Raw genomic sequence first — 23,713 nt, 5'->3', positions numbered from 1 at the left:
ACTCTTTTAAGCCCGTATTTCGCATTTAATGAATATGTCACCTGTCACCACTCCTCTTGGCTCGATTATGCGATTCGCGATGCGTTCTTCTCCTTCGGAATCCATCAACGCGGTCCGTCTGTCTTCGATTGAAAACAAAGTCAGATTAGCCGGATCGCCGACACGGATTCGCCCCAACTCTGGCCTGCCGAGCCAGCTTGCGGGGCGATGCGTGACGGATGCGATGATTTCCTCCAAAGAGTAGCCTAGATACAGAAACTTGGAAAGAACGTTAGCCAGACTGTACACCGGCCCGTTTGTCCGGTTGCCCCGGTAGATGTCGGTGCTAATCGTGTGCGGACGGATTCCGGCCCTCTGGGCGGCTTCGGCAATGCGGAAAGAGAAGCTGGCCGTGCCGTGTCCGATGTCCAATTTTACGCCTCTATGGAGTGCTTCCTTAAGGGCGGTCAGCGGTTGCCCTTTTTCATCGAATAACCCGTTTTTCTTCCCGTGGAAACAATGCGTTATGACGTCCCCGTCCGACAGAAGCGGAACGATCTCTCGAATATCCGGCGGTCCCGAGCCAATGTGGACCATGAGCGGGAGCTTGGTTTCATCGGACAGCTTGCGGGCCATTCTGAGCGGCTCCAGTCCGCTGTTCCCGACGACGCTGCGGCTGATTCTCGCCTTGAAGCCGACGATGGAATCGGGATGCTTGGTCGCGACGCTGGCAGCCAGTGCGGCATCGATCCACTCTAACTGCGATAGCTCGTCGATTCTGGCCAGTCCGATGCGAGAGACGTTCAGGAACGCGAATAGCCGAGTCGCCGCGCGTTCTCCAGCGGAGATCAGCTCGTCGATCCGGTCCGCTCCGCAGCTTCCGGCATCGACGATTACGGCAACGCCCTGTTTGACGCCGATTTCGTCGATCTCGTCGCCGTAAGGCTCGAATTCCGGGAAGGCATGGACGTGCAGATCGATCCAGCCGCTGGATACGTAGCATCTGCCTTCGTAGTCCGCCGTATAGTCCGCTTCCGAGCCCGAACCGCGGTCGGTTCCGGCAGGAGAAACGTCTGCGATGATTCCATTGTTCACGATAATATCGACAAGAGCTTCGTCGGGCAGCCTGAGATTGTGTAACGCTAGCTTCTGCAAAGTGGTTCACCCGGTTTCTTTTCAAAAATAATTTCTTTAAACATTATAACGTTATAATGTTCTACCGGTCAATTATCTTCAGACGGATGGTTTGGGTGAAGTCGGGGAAATTAAAAGGGACAAGCGATTATAGAGGAGGCTTATAGCACATGAAGAGATTGGCAATTATCGCATGTATCGTCCTGCTCGGCGCGTGCGCCAACCAAAACTCCGGGATGAGAATGAAGGAGCACGCGGCGCCGGCCAAAAAACAGCCTCAGCTTCAAGTGAGCGCCACCGATACCGGGGTTCCGGTCAATAAATACGTCGTCAAAAGCAACGAAACCGCGCAAGATATCGCCAACCAGTATCATGTAAGTCTCGAGGACTTCCTTCGGGCGAATCCCGATTTAAGCAGGCTCGTCGGAGGCGGCAACGGCTATGCCAACCCGAACCAAGGCGGCCAGGGTCAAGGTCAAGGTCAGGGCCAAGGTCAGGTACAGAATCCAGGTCAGGTACAGAATCCAGGTCAGGTACAAAATCCCGGTCAGGGTCAAACGGGCGTTCCGAACGGCAATATAAACGAGCCGCTTCCGAAGGATACCGAGGTTACGATCCCTTCCAATGAAACGATGACCGGTTACGAGCTCGAGGTTCTGAACCTGACGAATCAGGAGCGGCAGAAGGCCGGTTTGAAGCCGTTCTCCGGGGATTACACGAATTTGAATCGTTCGGCGCGGGCCAAGTCCCAGGATATGGCGGCCAATAATTACTTCTCGCACACTTCCCCGACTTACGGCGATCCGTTTGCGATGATGCGGAATTTCGGCGTGCAGTACCAATCCGCGGGGGAAAATATCGCCAAAGGGCAGCCGTCTCCACAGGAGGTCGTGCAAGCCTGGATGAATTCGCCCGGCCATCGGGCCAATATTATGAACGCTTCGTACACGCATATGGGCGTCGGCTATGTCGCGAACAATGGACAGCCTTGCTGGACGCAGCAATTCGTCTCCAAATAAACGATTCCAATGAGGATGTCCGACAGGCCCGCCGGCCGCGGACATCTCTTTTTTGTTGACTTCTGCATCGGGATTAGCTATATAATATATGCCTTATTGTGCATTGCTCGATGGTTGCGCATCCGATAACGACAGCCTTGATTTTGCAGCAAGAAGGGGGGGATAATTCCCAGATGAGAACCGGCTGGTTTCCTTTTTTTTCTAACCTGAACTTACGGCCAAAGCTCATCATTCTGTTCATGATTTCCGTGGTCGTTCCGCTTATCGTTTTCGGAAGTATCCTGTATCGGGTCAGCGCGCAGGAAGTGGAAGCGGAAATGAGGCAGACGTCTCTGCAAACGGTCCAGCAGATGAGCTTGACGTTGGACGAATACGTCCGCCAAATCGATACGCTCTCCAAAATGCCCTACACGAGTCCGGAAGCGGAGCGGTACTTGCTCGGCTCCAGCAATGTGAAGCTGTATACGGACAAGTATTCGGCTGCCGACGTCGAAGCGGTGGAAACGTTTTTGGAAAATTTGCTGAAGGTCAGGCAGGACATCGAATTCGTATCGCTCGTCTCCTTAAACGGCAATATCGTCTCGCGAAGCCGCGCCGGCGCCGTCAAAGCCCAATACGATTTCTACAAGGAGCCGATCTACGAAAGTTTAAGAAAATCGACAGGCGAAAAAACGATGGTGCCTTTGCATGAAACGGATTATTTGTTTGGCGGCAAAAAGCGGGTTTTCTCGATCGGCAGGAAAGTATTAAGCTTTCATGAAGGCTTCTATATCGGTTACATACTCATCGACTACAATGAAAACGCCATCATAAAAATAGGCGGCGGCGCGAGCATCGGAAAAACCGGCAGCGTGCTGCTGCTCGACAAATACGGGAACGTCATGCATTCGTCCGGACAGCTGGCCCGGTCGAGCGGGACGGAAGACATTCTCCGCATCGCGGCCGACAAAGAAAATATGAACGAGGTCTTGGGCGTTGGCGGTGACAAACGGATTCTCGTCAGCAGCGTGTCGGAGTACACGGGATGGAAAGTGGTCGGCGTTCTGCCTTACGAGGACATTTTGCAGCGGGTGAAAGGCATCAAGACCGTGTTCTATGCAATGGGCATCATTTGCGTCACCTTGGTGTTCGCGTTTTCGATGCTGGTATCGAAGGGAGTCGTCAAGCCGATTCGTCTGCTGCAAAGCACGATGAGACAGGTGGAAAAAGGCGATACGGAGGCGAAAGTGACGGTTCGCTCGCGCAACGAGCTCGGCCAGCTTTCCCTCAGCTTTAATCGGCTAATCGAGAAGGTTAATGTGCTGCTTCGGACGATCAAAAGCGTCGAGACGAAGAAGCGGGAAGCCGAACTGATCGCTTTGAAGAGCCAGATCAACCCGCATTTTCTCTACAACACGCTGGATTCAATCCGCATGATGGCGATTATCGACGACAAGAGGGAGATCGCCGGAGCGATCGAGGCGCTGGCCAACATTTTCCGATACAGCATCAAAGGCAGGGAAGATATCGTGGACATTAAAGAGGAAATCGAACAAGCGATGAACTACGTTCATCTCCAGAAGATCCGTTACGAAGATAAATTCGAAGTGATCGCCGATGTCGACGAGCAAGCGCTTGGCTATAAGGCTATCAAATTTTCGCTTCAGCCGATCGTCGAGAACGCGATTTTTCACGGCATCGAGAACAAAAAGGGGAAAGGCGCGCTATGGATCAGCGTTAAAAAAAGCAGTCAGAATATCGTGTTTGAGGTCAGGGACGATGGGGTCGGGATGGATGAGACGAAGCTGGCGGAGTTGGTCGGGAGACTGTCGGCCAAAGAAGAAGCCGCCGCAGATCATCTCGGGCTGAATAACGTGCACGACCGGATCAGGCTATACTTCGGCGAAGGATATGGCTTATCGATCGACAGCAAGGCGGGAGAGGGAACAAGCGTCACGCTGACCATTCCCGCGATAACGAGCGAAGAGAAGGTGATGAGGAATGTTATCGGTCATGTTGGTTGACGACGAGCCGCTCATCCGTAGAGGGCTGAAAAAGCTGATCGACTGGCAGCTGCACGGCTTCCGGATCGTCGGCGAAGCCGATAACGGCGAAGAGGCGCTGGAGCTTGTCGCGCGCGAAGAGACGGATATCGTCGTGACCGATCTGAAAATGCCGGCGATGAACGGCTTGGAGCTCTCGGAAGCGCTGAAGGCGAGGTTTCCGACGCTCAAGGTAATCGTTCTGACCGGCTACGACGATTTTCCTTATGTTCAGCAGAGCATAAGGAACGGGGTGGCCGACTATTTGCTTAAGCCGGTAAATGCGGATGCGCTTGTTCGCTCCCTGCTGCAAATCCGAAAACAGCTTGAAGAGGAGCGCTACCGCTATCCTTTCGATATCGAGGCAAGTTTGCTGGACGCGGTGAAAGCCGCGGATGCGGAGGCGGCCGCGGCAGCCGTCCATGCCTTGTTCGACGAGTTGCACAAGTACAAGGTTCCGCAGGAAATCGTCCTGCGGATTTGCGACACGGTGCGCCTCTCGCTTGACCGCTTGCTGGATCAAGAGAGCAGCAGCTTGAAGGATATTTTGCGCAAGAACAATCTGGAGAAGGACGAAGGGCGTCTTCCCAATGCCAGAGAAGAACTGAGGGCAGACCTGCTTCACATCGTCTCTTGCCTATGCGACCACAGGCAGGGCTACGCCAACAAGCGAACGATCCAGGCCGTCATCGACGATATCGAGCGCAATTTCCAGCAAGATATTACGCTCGGCGATTTGGCCGCCAAGTTCTATCTGAACGCCTCCTATTTGAGCCAATTGTTCAAGAGCGAAACCGGGGAGACATTTTCAAATTACGTCATTAAGCTGAGAATCGAGAAGGCGAAGAGACTGCTCGGCGATCCCAATATGAAGATCCAGGACATCAGCGAGCTCGTCGGCTACGGCGATCCCAAATATTTCGGCCAGTTGTTCAAACGAATGACCGGCATGCTGCCTTCGGAATACCGGGCCGGTCTTACCCGGAGCAAATAAGTGATTGCAGGGGAAACCGCATCGCGGTTTCTTTGCTTTATTCCTGTATTCCTAAAAGAAACAAACCTGCAACATAACCGTTGTCTATCCTGCGTTAAGAAGGGAAGCGGCTATAATCGGACTATCACATTCAAAGGGGGACATAAACATTGAGCAAGACAGGGTTAAGAAAAATAAGCGGATTGGTCGCTTTAATACTGGTGGCGTCGCTGGTTTTCTCGGCATGCGGTAAAAGCGCTTCCAACAACGGAGGAGGGGCTTCTCTGTCTCTGAGTTCGGCGCAACCGTCCGCAAGCGCAGCGCAGCCGTCCGCGAGTTCGGCATCTGCGGACGTGGATGTCAAAGGGGATTTCGAACTGCAGATTTTCGTAGGGGGCTACGGCGACGCCTGGTGGAAAGAAGCGATCGAAGGCTTCAAGAAAAAATATCCGGAAGTCAACGTCATCGCCAACATGGGACCGAAAATCAACGAGCAAATGAAAACGAGATGGATCGACGACAATCCGCCCGATTTCCTGTACTTCGACGGTCCGGATATCCCGATGGAGCAGCTCAAGACGGACGGCAAAATCATGGACCTGAGCGGGTGGTTCGATGAAGCGCTCGCCGAAGATGGGCAAAGCCTGATCCAGGACCATTTCGTCAAAGGCATGCTGACTCCCGACAAGAACGGCAAAATCTACGTCGCGCCTTACATTTTCAGCACGATGGGCATGTTCTACGACGATAAGCTGCTAGGGGACAACCAAATTTCGCCGCCGCAAAATTTCGACGAACTGCTCGCCATCGGCGAGAAGCTGAAATCTCAAAACGTGGCGCTGCTGGACTATCCGGGCATCTACCCGGTGTACCTGTTCAACGGCTTGATCACGCCGGCGCTCGCCGCGGAAGGCGGCCAGGAGCTGTGGACCAAAGTGATGAACGCCGAGCCGGGCGTATTCAAGAGCGAGCCGTTCATCAAAGTCATGAAGAAGCTGGAGGTTCTTCGGGACCAAGGGCTGATCCTGAAAGGCACGACCGCTCTCAACCATACGCAGTCCCAGATGGAATGGCTGAACCGCAAAGCGGCGTTCATTCCGAACGGTCTATGGCTCGAGGGAGAAATGAAAAAAGATATTCCTACCGATTTCCAAATGAAATTCATTCCGTCCGTGCTGCAGGATACGGGCCAGAAAATGGCGACAGCGCCGTCGGCGGTCGGTTTCGCGATTCCCGCCAAGGCGAAAAACCCGAAGGCGGCAATGGCGTGGCTGTCGTACCTGTATCAAGAAGACGTCGTCAAAAGGTTCATCGAACTGACGAACGTGCCTACGATTTATAACGTGGACGTCAACGACATGAACGTAAGCGAGATGACCAAGAGCGTCATGAAATGGATCGCCGATCCGAACATCGTCATCGTGTCCACGAATTTCGATTGGGATCCGGCAGGCCAGCAGGCCGTCTACGATAGCTTGAACTCACTGGTGCTCGGAAAAATCAACGCGGAGCAGTACGGAGAGCGCGTAGAACAGGCGTTTGAGAAAGCGCGGTCGGAAAAGCAATAGATTATTGCCGAATGCCAGGCGGAGCTGACGTTCTTTCCTGGCATTCGGCCAACGAAAGGTGATTCGCTTGTCCATTCATCGCGCTTCGACTCGAAGATTTATCGCGATATTCGTATTGCCCGCGTTGCTCCTTTATTCGATCTTTTACATTTATCCGTTGATCCAAAGCATCTATTACAGTTTTCAGAAGTGGTCCGGTTATACGAACGTCATGAAATTCGTCGGACTCGACAATTACCGGAAGCTGTCGCAGGACAGCCTTATTCCCCATGCGATCTGGAACGATTTCGTCATTCTGTTCTGGAAAGAAGTCCTTATTATCGTCTTCGCCATGTTTTTCGCCATCGCGGTGACGAGACTGGGGTTCGGCAAGCGCGAAAGCGGGTTTTACCGGATCGTATTCTTCTTTCCGAACATGATCTCAATCGTCATCATCGGTTTGCTATGGTCGTTCGTCTATCATCCGAGCATCGGTTTGCTGAATGCCGGGCTTCAAGCGATCGGACTGGAGAATCTGACGCATGCCTGGCTGGGAGAGATGGAGACGGCCGTTCCGGCGCTCATACCCGTGGCCAGCTGGGCGGGAATCGGATTTTTCATGATCGTGTTTATCGCGGGCATCAACAGCATTCCCGAGGAGATTTACGAGGCGAGTCGCATTGACGGAGCAGGCGAGTGGAAGCAGCTGTTTCGCATTACGATTCCGCTGGTTTGGCAGCACGTCAAATTCGCGATGCTGACAATTCTATTTACGACGTTAAGCGGCAACTACGTGTTCGTGCTCGTCATGACGAACGGGGGGCCGGATAACGCTTCGCAGGTGCTCGGCTCCTATATCTATCAATTGGCTTTTCAGCAGAGCAACGTCGGTTACGCCATGGCGGTTGCCGTATTGCTGCTGGCGATTACGCTGCTGATCACCGGAATCGCCAATAAACTTCTGAACAGGGAAACTTACGAGATTTAGAAATGGTGGAGATTGCACTGAGAAGAACGGGCGGAAGACTTGCGATAGGGAGGCTGCCCTCCAATGCCGTTAGATTGCTGCTGCTCATCTGGTCGGTCATGGTCATATTCCCTTTGTTTTGGGCGCTGTATTCCTCTTTGAAGGATAACAAGGCATTCTATGCGGATCCTTGGGCTTGGCCGGATCAGTATCACTTCGAGAACTTCCATAACGCGTGGGTAAGCTCCCACATCGCCAACTACTTTTTGAACAGCACGATTGTCGTCGTAGCTGCGCTCTTCTTGTCGCTCTTGATGGGGGCGATGACGGCTTACGCGCTGGCCCGATTCCGTTTTCGCGGGAATCAGCTGGTCCTTGCCGTCTACTTGTCCAGCATGATGATCCCTGCGATTCTGACGCTGATCCCGCTGTATTTCGTCGCGAAATCCTTGCATCTGACGAATAATCTGGGCGGTTTAATCGTCGTTTATGCGGTTGGCGCCGTTCCGTTTACTGTATTTCTGCTTATTGGCTTTTTCAAATCGATTCCCGCCGCTTTGGTGGAAGCTGCGACGATAGACGGCTGCTCGAATTACGCTGCCTTCTATAAAATCATGCTGCCGCTGGCCAAGCCGGGATTGATTACCGTAAGCATCGTGAATGTGATTTCATTCTGGAACGAATACATCGTAGCGCTAACCTTTATCGGCGACGAGCGGTTCTATACCGTTCCGATCGGGATTTCGTTCCTATCGGCCAGCATGCAGTATCGAACCGACTTCGGCGCGCTCTTCGCCGGGCTCATTATCTCGATGGTTCCGGTGGTTCTGGCGTACATTCTGTTCCAAAGGCAACTGCAAGACGGAATGGCAGGCTCGGCAGTGAAAGGATAAGAAGGCCAATCGGATGAATAGAAATCGAAAAGGGTTATGGGTGTTCACGCTGATGATCGTCGGCGGTCTGTTAGCGGCTGCCAAGACGAGTTATGCGGCGGATTTGACAATTCAGGATGGCCGGTTCACGCTGCACAACGGTGCGATGCAGGTAGCTGACCCGTCCGCTACGGACGGGTATAGCGCAAGGATGGCCAACAATTCGACCGGCTGGAACATTCAATATGAAAATTGGGATTTCAGCGAGTTGGAGCCGGGACAATTATACGATGTGTCGGTTATGGTGAAGGTGAAACATGCGGCGGCGAACCCAACGGGCAACGCTTTTAAGCTCGGTTTGTATGACTCTACGTCCGCTAGTTACGTTATCCCGGAGAAGACTGTGGCGGCCGCCGCTACTTCCGATTCGACTTGGAAGGAGTACCGGATCGGGACGTTTAAGCCGAATGCCAGCGTAAACGATATCGGCATCTATATCGCAGGAGCGGCAAACTCGTCGCAAGTCAGCGACATCTATGTGGACTGCATAGTTTATCGCAAGCATCAGGATTATCTGATTGAGGACGCCAGCTTTGTCAAGTATAACGACGCATCGACCGTTACAGACGGAATGGCTGCCGATTTGAGCGCCGGGAGGGTGGTCAACGGACCGGGGAGCAACTGGAATTTGCAGGTTCCCATCGACGGAACTCGGATCGAGGCGGGCAAATCGTACCGGATATCGATGCTGGTGAAGCCGGAGATGACGAATTGGACGACGGCGACAGGCGACGTATTCGGCTATACCGTGTACGACTTTACGTCGAATACGTATCTGATCAACCCGACAATCGTCCACTCCTCGGCATTACCGAAGCTACTTTTCTATCAGAACATCGTCACCGCTCCCATCGCGCCGAATCCGTCTCATGACGTGAAAATCTGTTTTTATAAAGTGGACAATGCGGCCAACTATCCGGCGTTCCAGGTGGACAGCGTAACGCTCGCCCAGGACCCTAGCGACGAACTCCCGCATTCGTCGATGCAAGCCTATCCTTACAAAATTTCACCGGCGGACGCCAACGGCTTGAACGATGTCGCGAAATTGACTTATACGTTGTCTTCCTCGCAGACGGTATCGGTTAACATTTATCGGGCTTCCGACCACTCTCTAATCCGGACGCTGGTTAGCGGTGTCTTGCAATCCGGGATGAATACGGTCGTCTGGGACGGTAAGAACAATAGCGGGCAGACGGTTCCAAACGGTTTATATACCGCTGCGGTTTCCGCAGGTTCTGCCGATCTCTTCCGAACCAATGTGCAGGTCATTACGGGCGTATCTTTAACGCCTGCGGCGAATACGGCCAAAGACGCGATCCCGAAGGGCATCTTCTACGAAGGTCTGGCCATTCCGAACGACAGCGCTGGCGCTAACGCCTACTTGAACGCTACGTTTGGGGACATCCGGCAACTGGGCGCGGATACCGTCTTCATGGCCAACTGGGATTCCAAGCCGGCCCATGTGTACGCGTCCACGTTGGCCAAGGCAAGCGCTAACGGGCTCAAGATCGTCGGGCTTCCCGACTATACGAGCCTGTTCAACGAAGCTCTCTATAATGACGAAACGGCCATGTACGATCAAATAGGTCGGTTGATTAACCCGTATACCAACAGCAACGCGTTGTACGGCTATTATTTAAGGGACGAGCCGGAGAACGACGCCAAGCTGGCCGACAACCTAAAGGATATGAAACGGATGCTGGAAACGCTCGATCCGAGCAGACCGGTGCTCATGACCTACGTAGGCGTAGATCGAGTGGAAATGCACTACAACGAACAGAAGCCTCAGGCGATGAATATCGATCCCTACGGTGTAACGGAAGGAAGCGGACTCGGCGACTTCAGGAACATTTACCATCTCCCCGGCTTTTCGTATGAGAGCTACATGGACTTCGCTTCTCTACAGCCGAGGAAAGACATTGCCGACCCGGCTCCTCTATGGACGATTCTTCAGACGCATAACAATGCCGGGTGGCTGAGAGATCCGACAGCCGCGGAAATCCGGGCGATGACCTATGAGGCGATCGGACACGGCTCGAAAGGCTTTACCTATTTCATGTATCAAACGGAAGTCGATTGGGAAGGGTTGGTGGACGCCAATTATCAGCGCAGAGCCGATTACTATACGGTGCAGGCGCTATTCAGCGAGATCGAGACGTTGAAGCCAACGATCCGGAACATGAGAAGAACCGCGAACGTCGCCGCCGCGTCCGGCGGGGGAAATGCCGCCTATGCGAGCGCGGACGTGACGACCCATGTGGATTCGCAGACGGGCGACAAGTATCTCGTCGTTGTCAACCACGACGTGACGCAGCCGGCGACCATGACCTTGACGATCGATAGATCGCAATTGGGGATGGATATAACAGCCGTTCAGAACGTTCTTGATAACGCTAATGTCGCCTTCGCGACAAGCGGTTCGAGCTACACGATCAGCGGATTGCCGCTGGAGGCAGGCAACGGCGTTATTCTCCGGTTGGTCAAAGATCCGTCGCTAACGATCGTCGAGGGGCAGAGCGCGTCGTTTACGTTGTACAACAACGCGACGAATAACCATACGGATGTCTCCGCGTCCGACGGTTTCACGGCCAAACAAACGATCACGACGACAAGAGGCTGGAATATCCAGTGGACTTGGAATCCGGCGCAATTGGCGCCGGGAGCGACGTACGACCTGTACGCGGTCGTGAAGGTGAAATACGCCGCGGACACTTATGTTGACGGGAACGGACAGACGCGGTTCTTCGCCCCGTCCGGCATGGCCTTCTCTTATGGCGTATACGATGCGACAACCTCGACCTATCCAGTGCCGGAGACGACTATGCCGGCTTCGCAGCTGGATAATATGTTTTGGCATACGGTCAAGATCGGAAGCTTCGTTCCCTCTTTGACCCACGACCAGACGGTGTTTATCATGCCGTGGGACAACCCGAGTCAATTAAAAGAGCTGTATGTCGATAAGTTCTACATGATCAAGCGCTAGGCAGGTATGCGACAAATGAAAAGGGAGGCCATATCGGAATGAAGCTCCAAAATAAGATAGGTGCTATCGTCGACAGCTTTCGCGTCGGCGTACGCGAAGGGATAATCAAAGCGCGGGAGGTCGGAGCGGACGGCGTACAAATCTACGCTGTATCCGGCGAGATGGATCCGGAGGCGCTGAATGCTCAGGACAGACGAGAGCTGAAGGGGTATATCGAATCGCTCGGTCTGGAAATTTCCGCGCTGTGCGGAGATTTGGGCGGACACGGCTTTCAGGACCGGCTGCACAATGCCGAGAAGGTGGAGAAATCAAAGCGAATCTTGGACCTTGCAGTAGAGCTAGGCACGAATATCGTGACGACGCACATCGGCGTTCTGCCGGACGACGAGAGCGGCGAAATTTATTCGTCCATGCAGGAAGCCTGTGAAGAGTTGAGTGCCTATGCCTCCAGTATGAACGCGTTTTTCGCGATCGAGACCGGTCCGGAGACGGCGGCGCAGCTGAAACGATTCCTCGATTCGTTAAGCTCCAAAGGGGTGTCCGTCAATTTCGACCCGGCGAATATGGTGATGGTGACCGGGGACGATCCGGTGAAGGGCGTCCGCCTGCTTAAGGATTACATCGTCCACACGCACGTGAAGGACGGCATCCGTTACCGGGAATCCGACCCCCGAGACGTATACGGGTCACTGGGCCATCAGCCGATGGATCACGAGAAGATCGCGCGGATGGTGGCAGGCGGGGAGTTTTTCCGCGAGGTCGCCCTGGGTGAAGGGAAAGTGGATTTCAACGCATATTTCCAAGCGCTCCAAGACATCGGCTATTCCGGCTATTTGACGATTGAGCGGGAAGTCGGCGGCCAGCCGGAGGCGGACATCCGCAAAGCGGTGGAGTTCATTCGCAAGTATAAATAATAGGAAGACCTGTGTGGGGGCTGTCCCATAAGCAGAGTTGCTTAAAATGATCGATAGACAAAGTAAGGGGTATGTGCCTCCTGTAGATTGCCTCATACGCTCCTGAAATTACCCTGTAACGGGTTTACCCATTCAGATTTCAGGAGCGTATAGCATCGGAAGGAGGTACATACCCCTTTCACCTTTATCATCGATTATCTTTCAGAGCAACTTGGTTGGCTTATGGGACAGCCCCATTCCGATTTAGCTGAACTCGACCAGCATATCCATCAGATGCCTGGCGCTTTTCGACAGATGCCGGTCCCTTAGCCAGACAACCCCGATATTGCTTTGCAGATCGGCGTCCTGGATCGAGATTTTGGCGACGTTCGGAGGCGCGAACGAGTTCATGATCGACTCGGGCAGAATCGCCGCGCCAATGCCCGCCGAGACGAGCGAGATCGCGATCGCTACGCTTGAGCATTCGCTGACGATTTTCGGTTCGAGGCCGAGCCGCTTGAATTGGTCGAACACCTGGGTATGCATCCCTGTCGTACGATCCGTCTTAAGGGTGAGAAAAGGGAAGCGCGCCAGCTGCTCCAGCGTCATCGCCCGAGTGTTCTGCGGACACCATTCGGTCGGAAGCAGGGCGACGAACGGATCGGACGGCAAGGGGAGAACGGAGTAATGCTGCGACTGAAAATCGGATTGGAACGGAAGTCGCGTGACGATAAATTCGAGATCGCGGTTTTCCAGCAGCTCGCCGAGCAGGAAGTGGTCGCCTTCCTGAATCTTAAAGGTCACCTGCGGGTACTTCTCCGTGAATTGGCGCAGGACTGGAGGGAGCAGCGATACGCAGGAGACGACCGCACCGATCGACAGAACGCCTTGCACGCCCTCCCCCAGCTCTTGAACGTACGTGATCGTTTCCTCGAATTGCTTCATCAAGGCAAGAGCCCTGTTCCGCAGCATTTCGCCCGCCTGGGTGAGCTGGAGCCGTTTGCCGTTGCGGTCGAACAGAACGACGCCGAGCTCCTGCTCGATTAGCTTGAGCTGGCGGCTGAGCGGAGGCTGCTCCATGTTGAGCTGCTTAGCCGCACGGGTGATCTGGCCTTCATGCGCAATCGCGAGGAAGTAACGAAGCTGTCGCATATCCATATTGACCCAACTCCATACTTTTAAGGTATGCATCACAGACAAAACAGATATTATCAATATACATCCGACTCTGGTATCATTCAATTATAAAGCGCGTTCAATCAAGGAGGACTTTTCGGACATGGCTCACGCAATCTCAGTAGAACGGACGACCGCAACCAAGGCAAAGCCGGATGCTTCGACGCTCGTCTTCGGCAAGCATTTTACGGACCACATGTTTATTATGGAATACGACGCAGGCAAGGGCTGGCACGATCCTCGTATCGTTCCTTACCAGCCGATCCCCCTCGACCCCGCCGCCAAAGTGTTCCACTACGGCCAGACTGTCTTCGAGGGTATGAAAGCTTACAAAACCCCGGGCGGACCGGTGCTGCTGTTCCGTCCGTTCAAAAATTTGCAAAGACTCAACCGTTCCAACGCCCGTCTCAGCATCCCGCCAATCGACGAGGATTTGGCGATGGATGCGCTGAAGCAGCTGCTTAAGGTGGACGAGGATTGGATTCCGACTACTGAGGGCACATCGCTCTACATTCGTCCGTTCGTCATCTCGACTCAGCCGACGCTGGGCGTAAATCCTTCGGAAAGCTATTATTTCATGATCATTTTGTCCCCGGTAGGCTCGTACTACGCGGAAGGCATCAATCCGGTCACGATCTATGTGGAGCCGGATTACGTGCGCGCGGTTACGGGCGGAGTAGGCAACGCCAAAACCGGCGGCAACTATGCGGCAGGGCTTAGGGCTCAGGAGGAAGCTTCGGGCAAAGGCTACTCCCAAGTGCTGTGGCTGGACGGCGTGCACCGCAAATATATCGAGGAAGTCGGCAGCATGAACGTCTTCTTCAAAATTGCCGGCAAAGTCGTCACGCCTGCGCTGAACGGAAGCATACTCGACGGGGTGACGCGGGATTCGGTCATTCAACTGCTGAAGCACTGGGATATCGACGTGGAGGAGAGAACGATTTCCATCGACGAGTTGGTTGAGGCATACCGCAAGGGAACGCTGGAGGAAGCGTTCGGAACCGGAACGGCCGCCGTCATCTCCCCGATCGGAGAGCTGAACTGGCAGGGCGACAAGCTGACGCTGAACGACGGACGCACGGGTCCGCTGTCGTCCAGAGTGTACGACTTTATGACCGGCCTGCAGCGCGGCGCGGTGGAAGACCCGTTCGGCTGGGTGACTAAGCTGGAGTAGATCGCGAATAGATATGGAAGAGGACACCGTCCCGGTTTAAGGCGGTGTCCTTGTTTTGATGCTTCAGAAAAGCCATAAAATTGGCGTGTGACACGACTGTCATTCATTAAAGTTTCAGCCACCAGACGCCCGCGCATTCGGGCAAGCGGGTAAGCTTGTCGGCGGCAACTCGGTCTCCCAGCTCGTCTCCGAAGAAGAAGCGGGCCAGCCGTTCCGCCTGCTCGGCGTCGGCGAATTCGTAGTCGGTGCGAATCCAGCGGTGGGAGAAACCGTAAACCTCCGTTAGCTTGCGGTAGTACGGAAGCAGAAATTCCGGCGGGGAGGGGGTCTCGCTGCCTGTGCCCATCGTCTCGAACAGGATAACCGTGCCTCCCGGTCGAAGGATTCGTTTGATCTCGCCGATAACAAGCTCCAGGTTCCGCTCCCAATCCGGAACGTTGCTGCTCGCGAGGTAGCAGACGCTCCAGCCCGAGACGATCAGATCCGCGCTGTTGTCGGGCAGCGGAAGCTCGCGATGATCGGCGACTTGAACGGACCAATTGTCGAGACCGCCTTCCTGCAGCCGCTCGGCTGTAATGCTCAGCATCGCTTCCGCAGCGTCCAAGGCGACCAGTGATTTGGCTGCCGGAGCGAGAACGGCCGACAGTCGTCCGGTGCCGGCGCCCATGTCGACGATGTCCAACCCTTCGATCGGAACGATTTCTTCAATCACAGGCAGCAGATTGGGTTGTCTAACAATCATTTCATGGTATTGCGCGGCTTCTTCGCGGTAGATGTCATCATGATTCGGCATACGGATGCTCCTTTTTGTCGGCATATAAAATGTGCAGACGCTCGTTCAGGCGATAGAGCTGCACGAAGTAGTTGCGATTCTCGAACCAATGCCTTAGCGTGCGAGCTTCAGGATAGCTGGAGGGCGGACGATCGCCCTCCTCTGCCGATGCCATCAGATCGGCGATGGCGATTCGCCCTCCCGGTTTCAACACCCGATCCATCTCCTCCAACGCAAGCTGCTGCTGATTGCCGGTCAGGTGGTGGAATGCGAAGCTGGTGACGACGAAGTCGAATTGCTCTCGCAAAAAAGGCAGCGCAAGGAAGTTGCCTAATCTTGTCTCTATCTCCGGATGCTTCTCCCGGCAGAGCCGAAGCATTTCGCGGGATTGGTCGACGGCGGACATGTGGCAGCTCGCGGTGAGAAATTTGCCTGCCAGATTGCCGGTTCCGGTCCCGATGTCTAGTCCGCGTTCGTTCTGGTGCGGACGGATTAGCCGAACAACTCTCTCCAATGCATCCTCGTAATCTGCGTAATCTCCCTCATTGGCCGCCACGCGTTCGTCGTGGGTTGGCGCCAGACGATTAAAGTCCCAGCGATCCTTCCAGCCGGCGCGTTGTTCTCGTAGCTGCTTCGAAGCGTTCGCCAATCCAAAAAGATGCTCCAGAGGCAGCGTTCGTTCGCGTTGCACCAGCTCGATCATGCGGTCGGTGGTCTCCACCGCCTGCTTGAGCTGAAGCCACTCGGACATCAGCGCCGAGCGCTGCATCTCCAAGTAATAGCGGAGCTCCTCCACTCCGTTGCGCTCCAACTTCTCCAACGCCTGCTTAATATCGGACAGCGACAGATGGGCTTCGCGCAGCGCCACGATCGTCTGCAGCCGCCAGAGGTCCTGCTCGGAGAAAGAGCGATAAAGGTTGCTTTGTTGCTTGGCGGGCGAGAGCAGTCCCTTCTTCTCGTAGAAACGGATCGTACGCGGCGTGATCCCCAGTTTGACGGCAGCTTCTTTAATGTTCACGGCCCTTCCCCCTCGGCTCTATTGTAAACGTTGACCTAAGGTCAAGGTAAAGAGGGGATTTGGGGTTGGGGGAGGAAAGGAGCAGAAGGACGCTGCGAGCGCAAAATGCAATAACGCCGCTTCCCTCTTGCAGGAAGCGGCGCCGGCGTGTATGGTAGCAGTATTCGCGAACGATGGTTTGAGATCAGGCAGCAGTCGCATGGGGGAAGGTATGAACTTGGGAGTAGTCGAAACATTCACGCTGGCCATCGCAGTGCTGGCCCTTCTGGTCGTCTGCTCGATCGTCTGGACAAGCTGGAGAAACGGCATAACGCCGACACCCACTTCGCCGCGCGTTATGCGAGCTGTGGCTGAGGAAGTCAATCGGCTGAACAGCGAGGGGGTGCTCGTAGAGGCCGGATCGGGTTGGGGAACGCTTGGCCTGTATCTGGGACGGCATTGCGAGAATTGGAGGGTGGAAGGCGTGGAAAATTCGCCGGTTCCGCTAATCCTATCCAAGCTTGCGGCCTGGATCGCGGCGGGAAGCTGGCGCTTGTCGCGCCGAGTGGGTCCTGGCCGCTCCGTTAGTTTTCGCAGGGGCAATCTCTACGATGTCTCGTACCGGGAAGCCGATGCAGTCGTCGCGTATTTGTATTCGGGGGCGATGCGGCGTTTCGGTCCGCTGCTGGCAGAGCAGCTGAGGCCCGGCGCGCACGTCGTCAGCGTCTGCTTCGCCTTGCCGGATTGGCAGCCGGAACGGGTCGTGACTTGCTCGGACTTGTACAGGACAAGGATATACGTATACCGCAAATAATAATAGCGCAAGAAGCCGCTCCGAGGCCGGTTTAGACCGGCAGGACGGCTTCTTGCGCTATTATTTAATCGCCGAGGTTTTGTAATCGCCAGAATCAATCATCTCATCTACTGTTACGAGTTCATAGCCATCTTTTTGCAAATCTTTAATAATTGTCGGCAACAGCTTAACTGTATGATCAAGTGCGTTCTTGCGTCCTCCGAAGGAATGCATCAGAATAATTCCGTCTTTGTGGGTATTGCTCATAACGTTCTTGTACATATCGGAGACGGAGGTGCCCGCCCAGTCCTTAGTGTCGACCGTCCAAGCAATGTGTTTCATGTCGGCTTTGTGAACCGTCTCCAACACGCTCTTCGACAGAGCGCCGTAAGGAGCGCGCATCAGCCGCGGAGAAACGCCGGTCGCTTGCTTGATGATTTGCTGAGTTTTGTCGATCTGTTGGGCGACGTCCTTGGCCGACAGCTTCGTCAAGTCGGCGTGAGACCAGGAATGGTTGCCCAGGGCGTGACCTTCGTCAACGATTCGCTTGGCGATTTCCGGGTATTTCTTGACTTGGGTACCGACGAGAAAGAAGGTCGCTTTGACGTCGTATTCCTTAAGGATATCCAGAATTTTCTCCGTATACTTGTGGTCCGGGCCGTCATCGAACGTTAAGGCGACACGGGGCCGAGACTTCGTGTCTTTCTTTTCATTCGTGTCATTCTTGGGCTTGCTCGGGGGTGGTAGAAGCTTGCCGCCGCCGTCTTGCTCAGAAGGATGGACGGCCGTGCCGGCTTCCTGTTTCGCCTCTGAAGGGTCAGCGTCTGCGAATACCGCAGTTTCCTGACCGGATTCTATGTTGGAGGAGCTTGTCGCCGTGTCGGCGGAGCCGCCTCCCGTCATTCCGACAAACTGCGCCTCCCGAATAAGAGAGCATCCGACAAGAGCCATCGATAGCATCACAATACAGAACGCGCCAAGCAAGCCGCGCCCGAAAAATTTTGTTCCCCTCATAGCTGTATCCTCCACGTTTCCTCTTCCCAACCAGAAAAGAGAGGCGCTCGGGGATGATCGGCGCAGTCGGGATCCCCATCCCCGACTGCAGCGATCGACTTCGCTGTCCGTTCTCTTTGGTTATCCTATTAGACGTAACAGCGGCCAAAAAGTTGGAGGATTTCTTGCGGTTTTTTAAACTTTTTGTCGGAAGGTTGTCCATAGAAGACAGTTCTGTCAGAAGAAGGTTCGGAACAGCTTCTTTTTCCGCTCCGGCAAAGAAATCTGCTGGACGGACGGCTGAGCGGGCGGCAGGCGCGGTTCATCGGTTTTCGCCGGAGAGCCGAGCTTCGTTGTCCGGCTCTCCAGCGTTTCGATGGCGGCTGCGAGCTGTACGACGGTTCGGCGCAGCTCCTCCAGCTCGGCGCGATGCTGGCGCACCTGCGCGGAGACGACCTCGTCCGCCTTCTGGTCCAGAGAGCGCTCAACCTCGAAGATACGCAGCAAGAGCTCTCTCTGATCCGCGCCGATCGTTGACGGTGAATTGGAGTCGGCAGGCTTGTCCGCTGAAGCGGAAGCGCCCGGAAGGGTAATTTGCTCAAGCGTATGCCCGCGTTCGATCTCGCTCTGGATATGCTGAAGCAGGGCGAACTCGCGCTGAGAGAACACGTAGTGTCCCAGCGGGTCCTTGCGGAAGGAAGCGGGGTAGTGGGCCGCCCAGCGCTTAATGGTAGTTTGGCTTACGCCGAGCCGCTCCGCCGCCTCTCTCGTTTTCAAATTGTTCATCGACGTTCACTCCAATCGCAGCATTCTTTTTTAACCCTATTCGATATTCGTTTCCTTCCCCCTGCGAGGGCGACAAAGGTAGTGGCGATTCGGCAAACAAAGTGCAAAATCGCGGAGGGCCGGGGCCATGCGGCGAGCGAAGTCGTGGTACAATGAAGGACATCAGAGTTTATTAAAGGAGAGTCTATGACAAAGCTGACCATCGCCACGACCCAATACGGATTGACGGATATTGCTTCCGAAGAACAGTTCTGGACCGGAATCGCGGATAAAGTCCGGAGCGCAGCCGCGCAGGGAGCGGAGATGATCGTGTTCCCCGAATATACGACCGCGCATTTGCTGAGTCTGCTGCCGCCGTTGTCTTATGACGATGCATGCGCGTATTTGGACGGAAAGACGGACGAGTACTTGCGATTTTTCGGCGAACTGAGCAGGGAGAACGGTATTGCGATCTTGGCGGGGACCCACGTATGCAGGAAGGATCGCGCGGAGGGAAGCGGAGCCTTGGAGAATGCCGTGCGAGACCCTAAAGGGTTCGTGAACCGGGCGTTTCTGGTTTTTCCCGACGGCCGGGTCGAAGCTCAGAGCAAAATTCATCTGACGCCGGAGGAACAGAGACACTGGCCTCTGTCTCCGGGGGACGCTCTCAACGTATTCGATACGCAGTGGGGACGGATGGCCATCTTGACGTGCTATGACATCGAATTCCCGGAACTGGCTAGAGTCGCGGCACTTAGAGGAGCGGAGACGATTCTATGTCCTTCGTACACCGAAAGCGCGCACGGATACCATCGGGTACGCTTCTGCGCGCAGGCGCGAGCGATCGAAAACCAACTGTTCGTCGTGCTGAGCGGTCTTGTCGGCACGCTGGCCGAGGAGCGGCCTCAGGTGGATACGGCCTACAGCCAGGCGGGGGCGTTCGCGCCGTGCGACTTTCCTTTTGCGCCGGATGGCATTCTGGCCGTAGGGGAGACGAATGCCGATGCTGCGGTGCTCGCCGACCTGGAATTCGAACTTCTGCAGGATAACCGTTCAAGCGGAGGGGTTGCCCCGTTCTACGATCGCAAGCCGGAGCTGTATCGGCAGCTTGCCGAGGAGCTTGAGTCCGGTCGTTAAGGGGTGAATAACCCCCTATTCCCCCGCCGTAGCCGGAGGAAACCACAGCGTGCGCAGGTTAACCCAGCCCTGGGAGTTGAAGGTGACGCCGCGCACGGTGGGAACGTATGCGGTCGGTAGCGGCTTCTCCGACAGGATGTGCAAATTCCGTTCCCGGATAAGCAGCGACTCGATTTTGTTCAGACTTTGGAGCCGATCCTCGGAATTCGGCTCTCTAAGCACGAGGGATAGCAACCGTTCGATGTCGATGCGAGTATGGGCGTCGACATGTTCGGCCATTGTCCGGTACGAGTCGTAGAGTCGTAGTTCTTCGTCCTGGTCGCGCAGTAGCGAGAACAGAATGAGGTCGGATTCCAGACGAATCTCTCCCTTGAACTCCTCAGGCGAGACGGCTGACACCTCGCAATCGTAGCCATATCGCCCGAGGGCGTCGGCCAACGCTTCGGCATCGGCTTTGTAGGGCAGGATCGTCGCGATCCGTAAAAGCACCGGGGCCTGTTCGGAGGGGGACGGGGGAAGCTCGGCGTTTTCTGAAGAGGTCCTCGTACCGCTCGCCGCTGCCTCCGCAGAATCGCCCTCGCTTTCTTCAACTCTCTCCAAGCAGCCGAACAAATGCTCTCGCAACGCCGGATCGGTCAACGGTCCGGCTTTTTGCGTGTTGCAGGTGACAAATTTGCGCACGGTCGTCTCCGAGTGGATTCGGCTCCATCCAGAGTTTCCGGCAGAGGCGTTCGGAATGACGTGGAAGGGGGAGGACTGATCCGGGGCAGAGCCAGAGCCGCCCTCCGCTGCCCCCGTCCTGTGGCCGTCGCCCGTCATCGCCTCGGCCGCCCAAGGAACATGCACGATCTCCACCCGGTCCAGATGAGCCCGCCCTTGAAAACACGGCCCGAACGCTTCCATCATACACACCGTTTCATTCATCTGCGTCACCTTGAACGGTCCCGTGCCGACCGGCTCCGTGCCGAAGCGATAACTTCCGAGTTGGTTCAGATCCTTCGGGACGATGGCCGCGCGACTCGTGCATAGGAACGGGAGGAACAGCTCGTTCGGCTCCTCCAGCTCGAAGCGGACGACGGTCGGATTAAGCGCCCGCACGGACTTGATCTGCTTGTAGATAAAGCTGTACAGCGTTCTTCGCGGGGATCGCACCAGACGCTCGAAAGTATAAACGACATCGTCTGCGCTAAGCACCTTCCCGTGATGGAACAGCACCTCCTTGCGCAAGTAGAACGTCCACCTCCTGCGACTGTCGTTCGTGTCCCAAGCGTGGGCGATGCCCGGCTTAATGTCGTCTCCGGTATCCGAGCGTCGCACCAGTCCGTCAAACACGTGGCTAGCGACGAAGGATTCGGCCAACAAGTTCATATATAAGGGGTCTACCGTGTGGAGGGGTTGGCGGATTGGGATGCGCAGCGTATCGATCTGCCGGTCGTTGCTCGTCTCGACGTGATGGCCGAAATAGGAGAGGAGTCGTCCCTGCAGATGCTCCTGCAGCGTGGAGGAGTTGCGATGAATCTTGATCTGGCCTATCGCGCGAGCGACGTCTTTGCGATTAATCGCCTGCAGCATTGCCTGAGCCGCGATGTCTTCCGCCTGCGCCAGGAAACTTAGCGTCGAGCGACGACCTCTGCCGCGAGTCGATTCCCACGCAATCCACCCGTTCCGGCTCATCGACCGGACGATGTTGGCGGCATTGCGCGGAGTGCAGTCGAGCAGCTTGGCAAGCTCGTCCAGCGTCGTCAGCGCCGATTCCGCGCCTCCGAATCGAGAGTGCAGCAGCAGAAATTGTTGATGCAGCTTCATCGTCCGCCACTCCTTTCCGTTCCCCCGTATTCTAATCCTTTAACCCGGCCAATAAAATAGGAAATTTTCCAACGATTAGTTTCTATTTATCTTCCTATTTTAACATCTACAATAGGCATTAGAAACCGAGGAAACGGAGGGACGGATTTGCTCTCATCCCGCAAACCCATAATCGGAGGCTCATTGCTTGCGTTGATCGGCGCTTTTGCGCTTGCCGCAGTTCATCAATATTTGTTTTTTGATCACAATCCGGGAATCTCCTTCTTCCTCTTCATTGTATTTCTGTACGTGTACCTGTTCCACGATTGGAAGGGGCGGCTGAAGGAGGCGACGGGCTTCGCCTGGTTTCTGCTCGTTGTGATCCTGCTTCTGTCGCTAACCTACGGGCTGTTCTACAACCCGATCTTTCGGGTGCTTAACCTGCTGGCGATTCCCGGCTTGGTTTTTGTTCATCTCGCCGTGCTGCGCGGTTCGAACCGAATTCCGTGGTGGGACGTTCGGATCATCGGCGAAGCGCTCGCCCATCTTATTCCGCGCAGCCTGCTGCAGATTCCCCGAGTGTTCCGGACGCTGCGCGCTGCACTGTTCAGAAGGCTGGACGGCGAACGTCAGAAAACCGCGACCAAAATCGTGATCGGTCTCGTCTTCGCGACCCCGCTGCTATTCGTCGTCATTCCTTTGCTGGCTTCGGCGGACGGCGCTTTTAACAAGCTTCTGAACGGCATTCCGGGGTGGATGAGCCGCTTCTCTCTGGGCGAGTTGTTCGGAAGAATGCTGTGGATCGTCGTATTCGGCATCCTGTTCGCGATCTATTATTGGAGCTTCGCCAAACCGCCGCGGCCCCGCAAAGCCGCCGACAAAGAGGACATTTCGTCATCTTCGAAGCCGAACATCGACTCGGTCGTGCTGACGACGCTGTTGCTGGCGGTCAACGCGGTCTACGTGCTGTTCGTGGTTATCCAATTCTCCTACTTGTTCGGAGCCTGGGACGGTATGCTTCCGGACGGAACGACTTATGCGGAGTATGCCCGGAGAGGCTTCGGCGAGCTGGTAGCCGTATCGGCGATCAATTTCGCGCTGCTGATCGTTTCGCTGACGTTCTCGGGAACGAGGAAGGGCGTCCTCAACTTCCTGCTGTACGTCTTGGTCGGCTGTTCGGGCGTTATGCTGTATTCGGCTTATATTCGATTGGCCATGTATGAGGAGGCTTACGGGTACACGTATATCCGGTTTCTGGTCCATGCGTTCATGATTTATCTGGCATTCCTGCTGCTCATCGCGGCGCTTCGTATCCGCACTTCCCTTGTGCCGATGGCAAAATGTTTTATCATTCTCAGCTTGGCCGCCTACACCCTGCTTAACTATGTCGGCATGGACCGGCTCATCGCGGAAAACAACATTGCGCGCTTCGAGGAGACGGGCAAGATCGATCGGTATTATCTGAACAATCTGTCGGCGGACGCGATTCCGACTCTCGTCGATTTCGCCGTGAAGCGTCAGGATGCGGAACTGAAGGAGTTGCTGGTCAACCGTCGGGCGAGACTGATCGACGAAAGCCGGGATTGGCAGTCCTTTAACCTGTCCGTCTATTCGGCCAAGAAAGCCGTGCACACCATATCCAACCCTAACTAATCCCCTGCGGGAAAAAAGGA

19 protein-coding genes are annotated in these 23,713 nt (G+C 55.1%); 12 read left to right on the top strand and 7 right to left on the bottom strand.

The window, feature by feature from the left end; translation table 11 throughout:
• Positions 1-6: 6 nt before the first annotated feature.
• On the bottom strand, positions 7-1,134 hold the full coding sequence (locus J4772_RS34595) for an amidohydrolase/deacetylase family metallohydrolase (protein WP_209073343.1): 1,128 nt from the start codon (positions 1,132-1,134) through the stop codon (positions 7-9).
• A gap of 149 nt (positions 1,135-1,283) precedes the next feature.
• Here J4772_RS34595 and J4772_RS34590 point away from each other — a divergent pair, with 149 nt between their 5' ends.
• The 8 genes from J4772_RS34590 to J4772_RS34555 all read left to right on the top strand — a co-directional run bounded on the left by J4772_RS34590 (position 1,284) and on the right by J4772_RS34555 (position 12,469).
• Complete coding sequence (locus tag J4772_RS34590) at positions 1,284-2,132, top strand: CAP domain-containing protein (protein ID WP_209073342.1); 849 nt, start codon at positions 1,284-1,286, stop codon at positions 2,130-2,132.
• A gap of 173 nt (positions 2,133-2,305) precedes the next feature.
• Positions 2,306-4,135, top strand: a complete 1,830-nt coding sequence (locus J4772_RS34585; protein ID WP_209073341.1) for a cache domain-containing sensor histidine kinase — start codon at positions 2,306-2,308, stop codon at positions 4,133-4,135.
• Positions 4,113-5,147 carry a response regulator gene (locus tag J4772_RS34580; protein WP_209073340.1) on the top strand — a complete coding sequence of 345 codons (1,035 nt, stop codon included), beginning with the start codon at positions 4,113-4,115 and terminating at the stop codon, positions 5,145-5,147. Before J4772_RS34585 ends, J4772_RS34580 begins: the two co-directional genes overlap by 23 nt.
• Positions 5,148-5,296: 149 nt before the next feature.
• The gene (locus J4772_RS34575) at positions 5,297-6,694 is read left to right on the top strand and encodes an extracellular solute-binding protein (RefSeq protein WP_209073339.1); all 1,398 of its coding nucleotides are present in this window, start codon (positions 5,297-5,299) and stop codon (positions 6,692-6,694) included.
• Positions 6,695-6,761: 67 nt separating this feature from the next.
• Positions 6,762-7,661 carry a carbohydrate ABC transporter permease gene (locus J4772_RS34570; protein ID WP_181918081.1) on the top strand — a complete coding sequence of 300 codons (900 nt, stop codon included), beginning with the start codon at positions 6,762-6,764 and terminating at the stop codon, positions 7,659-7,661.
• 2 nt (positions 7,662-7,663) lie between these two features.
• Entirely contained in the window at positions 7,664-8,533 is an 870-nt protein-coding gene (locus J4772_RS34565) for a carbohydrate ABC transporter permease (protein ID WP_116064793.1), read from the top strand.
• A gap of 13 nt (positions 8,534-8,546) precedes the next feature.
• Complete coding sequence (locus tag J4772_RS34560) at positions 8,547-11,555, top strand: FlgD immunoglobulin-like domain containing protein (RefSeq protein WP_209073338.1); 3,009 nt, start codon at positions 8,547-8,549, stop codon at positions 11,553-11,555.
• Positions 11,556-11,593: 38 nt separating this feature from the next.
• Positions 11,594-12,469, top strand: coding sequence for a sugar phosphate isomerase/epimerase family protein (locus tag J4772_RS34555; RefSeq protein ID WP_181918082.1), 876 nt, complete (start codon positions 11,594-11,596; stop codon positions 12,467-12,469).
• 243 nt (positions 12,470-12,712) lie between these two features.
• Here J4772_RS34555 and J4772_RS34550 read toward each other — a convergent pair whose 3' ends face one another.
• Positions 12,713-13,606, bottom strand: coding sequence for a LysR family transcriptional regulator (locus tag J4772_RS34550; RefSeq protein ID WP_209073337.1), 894 nt, complete (start codon positions 13,604-13,606; stop codon positions 12,713-12,715).
• 121 nt (positions 13,607-13,727) lie between these two features.
• Between J4772_RS34550 and J4772_RS34545 the strand changes: the two genes are divergently transcribed.
• On the top strand, positions 13,728-14,798 hold the full coding sequence (locus J4772_RS34545) for a branched-chain amino acid aminotransferase (RefSeq protein WP_209073336.1): 1,071 nt from the start codon (positions 13,728-13,730) through the stop codon (positions 14,796-14,798).
• A 106-nt stretch (positions 14,799-14,904) separates the two neighbouring features.
• Here the strand turns inward: J4772_RS34545 and J4772_RS34540 are convergent, their stop codons facing one another.
• Positions 14,905-15,591, bottom strand: coding sequence for a class I SAM-dependent methyltransferase (locus J4772_RS34540; protein WP_209073335.1), 687 nt, complete (start codon positions 15,589-15,591; stop codon positions 14,905-14,907).
• Complete coding sequence (locus J4772_RS34535) at positions 15,578-16,588, bottom strand: MerR family transcriptional regulator (RefSeq protein WP_209073334.1); 1,011 nt, start codon at positions 16,586-16,588, stop codon at positions 15,578-15,580. The genes J4772_RS34540 and J4772_RS34535 overlap by 14 nt, the downstream gene beginning before the upstream one ends.
• 211 nt (positions 16,589-16,799) lie before the next feature.
• Here J4772_RS34535 and J4772_RS34530 point away from each other — a divergent pair, with 211 nt between their 5' ends.
• Positions 16,800-17,381, top strand: coding sequence for a class I SAM-dependent methyltransferase (locus J4772_RS34530; protein ID WP_209073333.1), 582 nt, complete (start codon positions 16,800-16,802; stop codon positions 17,379-17,381).
• Positions 17,382-17,441: 60 nt separating this feature from the next.
• Here J4772_RS34530 and J4772_RS34525 read toward each other — a convergent pair whose 3' ends face one another.
• Both J4772_RS34525 and J4772_RS34520 read right to left on the bottom strand, forming a co-directional pair.
• The gene (locus J4772_RS34525; protein ID WP_209073332.1) at positions 17,442-18,374 is read right to left on the bottom strand and encodes a polysaccharide deacetylase family protein; all 933 of its coding nucleotides are present in this window, start codon (positions 18,372-18,374) and stop codon (positions 17,442-17,444) included.
• Positions 18,375-18,590: 216 nt separating this feature from the next.
• A complete protein-coding gene (locus J4772_RS34520; RefSeq protein WP_209073331.1) occupies positions 18,591-19,139 on the bottom strand; it encodes a MerR family transcriptional regulator in 549 nt (182 codons plus the stop codon).
• A gap of 186 nt (positions 19,140-19,325) precedes the next feature.
• Here J4772_RS34520 and J4772_RS34515 point away from each other — a divergent pair, with 186 nt between their 5' ends.
• Positions 19,326-20,255: a nitrilase-related carbon-nitrogen hydrolase gene (locus J4772_RS34515; protein ID WP_209073330.1), complete on the top strand. Its 930-nt coding sequence runs from the start codon at positions 19,326-19,328 to the stop codon at positions 20,253-20,255.
• Between the two features lie 15 nt (positions 20,256-20,270).
• Here the strand turns inward: J4772_RS34515 and J4772_RS34510 are convergent, their stop codons facing one another.
• On the bottom strand, positions 20,271-22,061 hold the full coding sequence (locus J4772_RS34510) for an ABC transporter substrate-binding protein (RefSeq protein ID WP_209073329.1): 1,791 nt from the start codon (positions 22,059-22,061) through the stop codon (positions 20,271-20,273).
• Between the two features lie 183 nt (positions 22,062-22,244).
• Here J4772_RS34510 and J4772_RS34505 point away from each other — a divergent pair, with 183 nt between their 5' ends.
• Positions 22,245-23,693: a DUF4153 domain-containing protein gene (locus J4772_RS34505; RefSeq protein ID WP_247740932.1), complete on the top strand. Its 1,449-nt coding sequence runs from the start codon at positions 22,245-22,247 to the stop codon at positions 23,691-23,693.
• The last annotated feature ends 20 nt before the right edge of the window (positions 23,694-23,713 follow it).

Origin of the sequence: Cohnella sp. LGH (assembly GCF_017671885.1) — a bacterium.
Taxonomy (GTDB): domain Bacteria; phylum Bacillota; class Bacilli; order Paenibacillales; family Paenibacillaceae; genus Cohnella; species Cohnella phaseoli.
The sequence above is the reverse complement of the archived record's forward strand: the minus strand, read 5'-3'. Positions and strand labels throughout refer to the sequence as shown.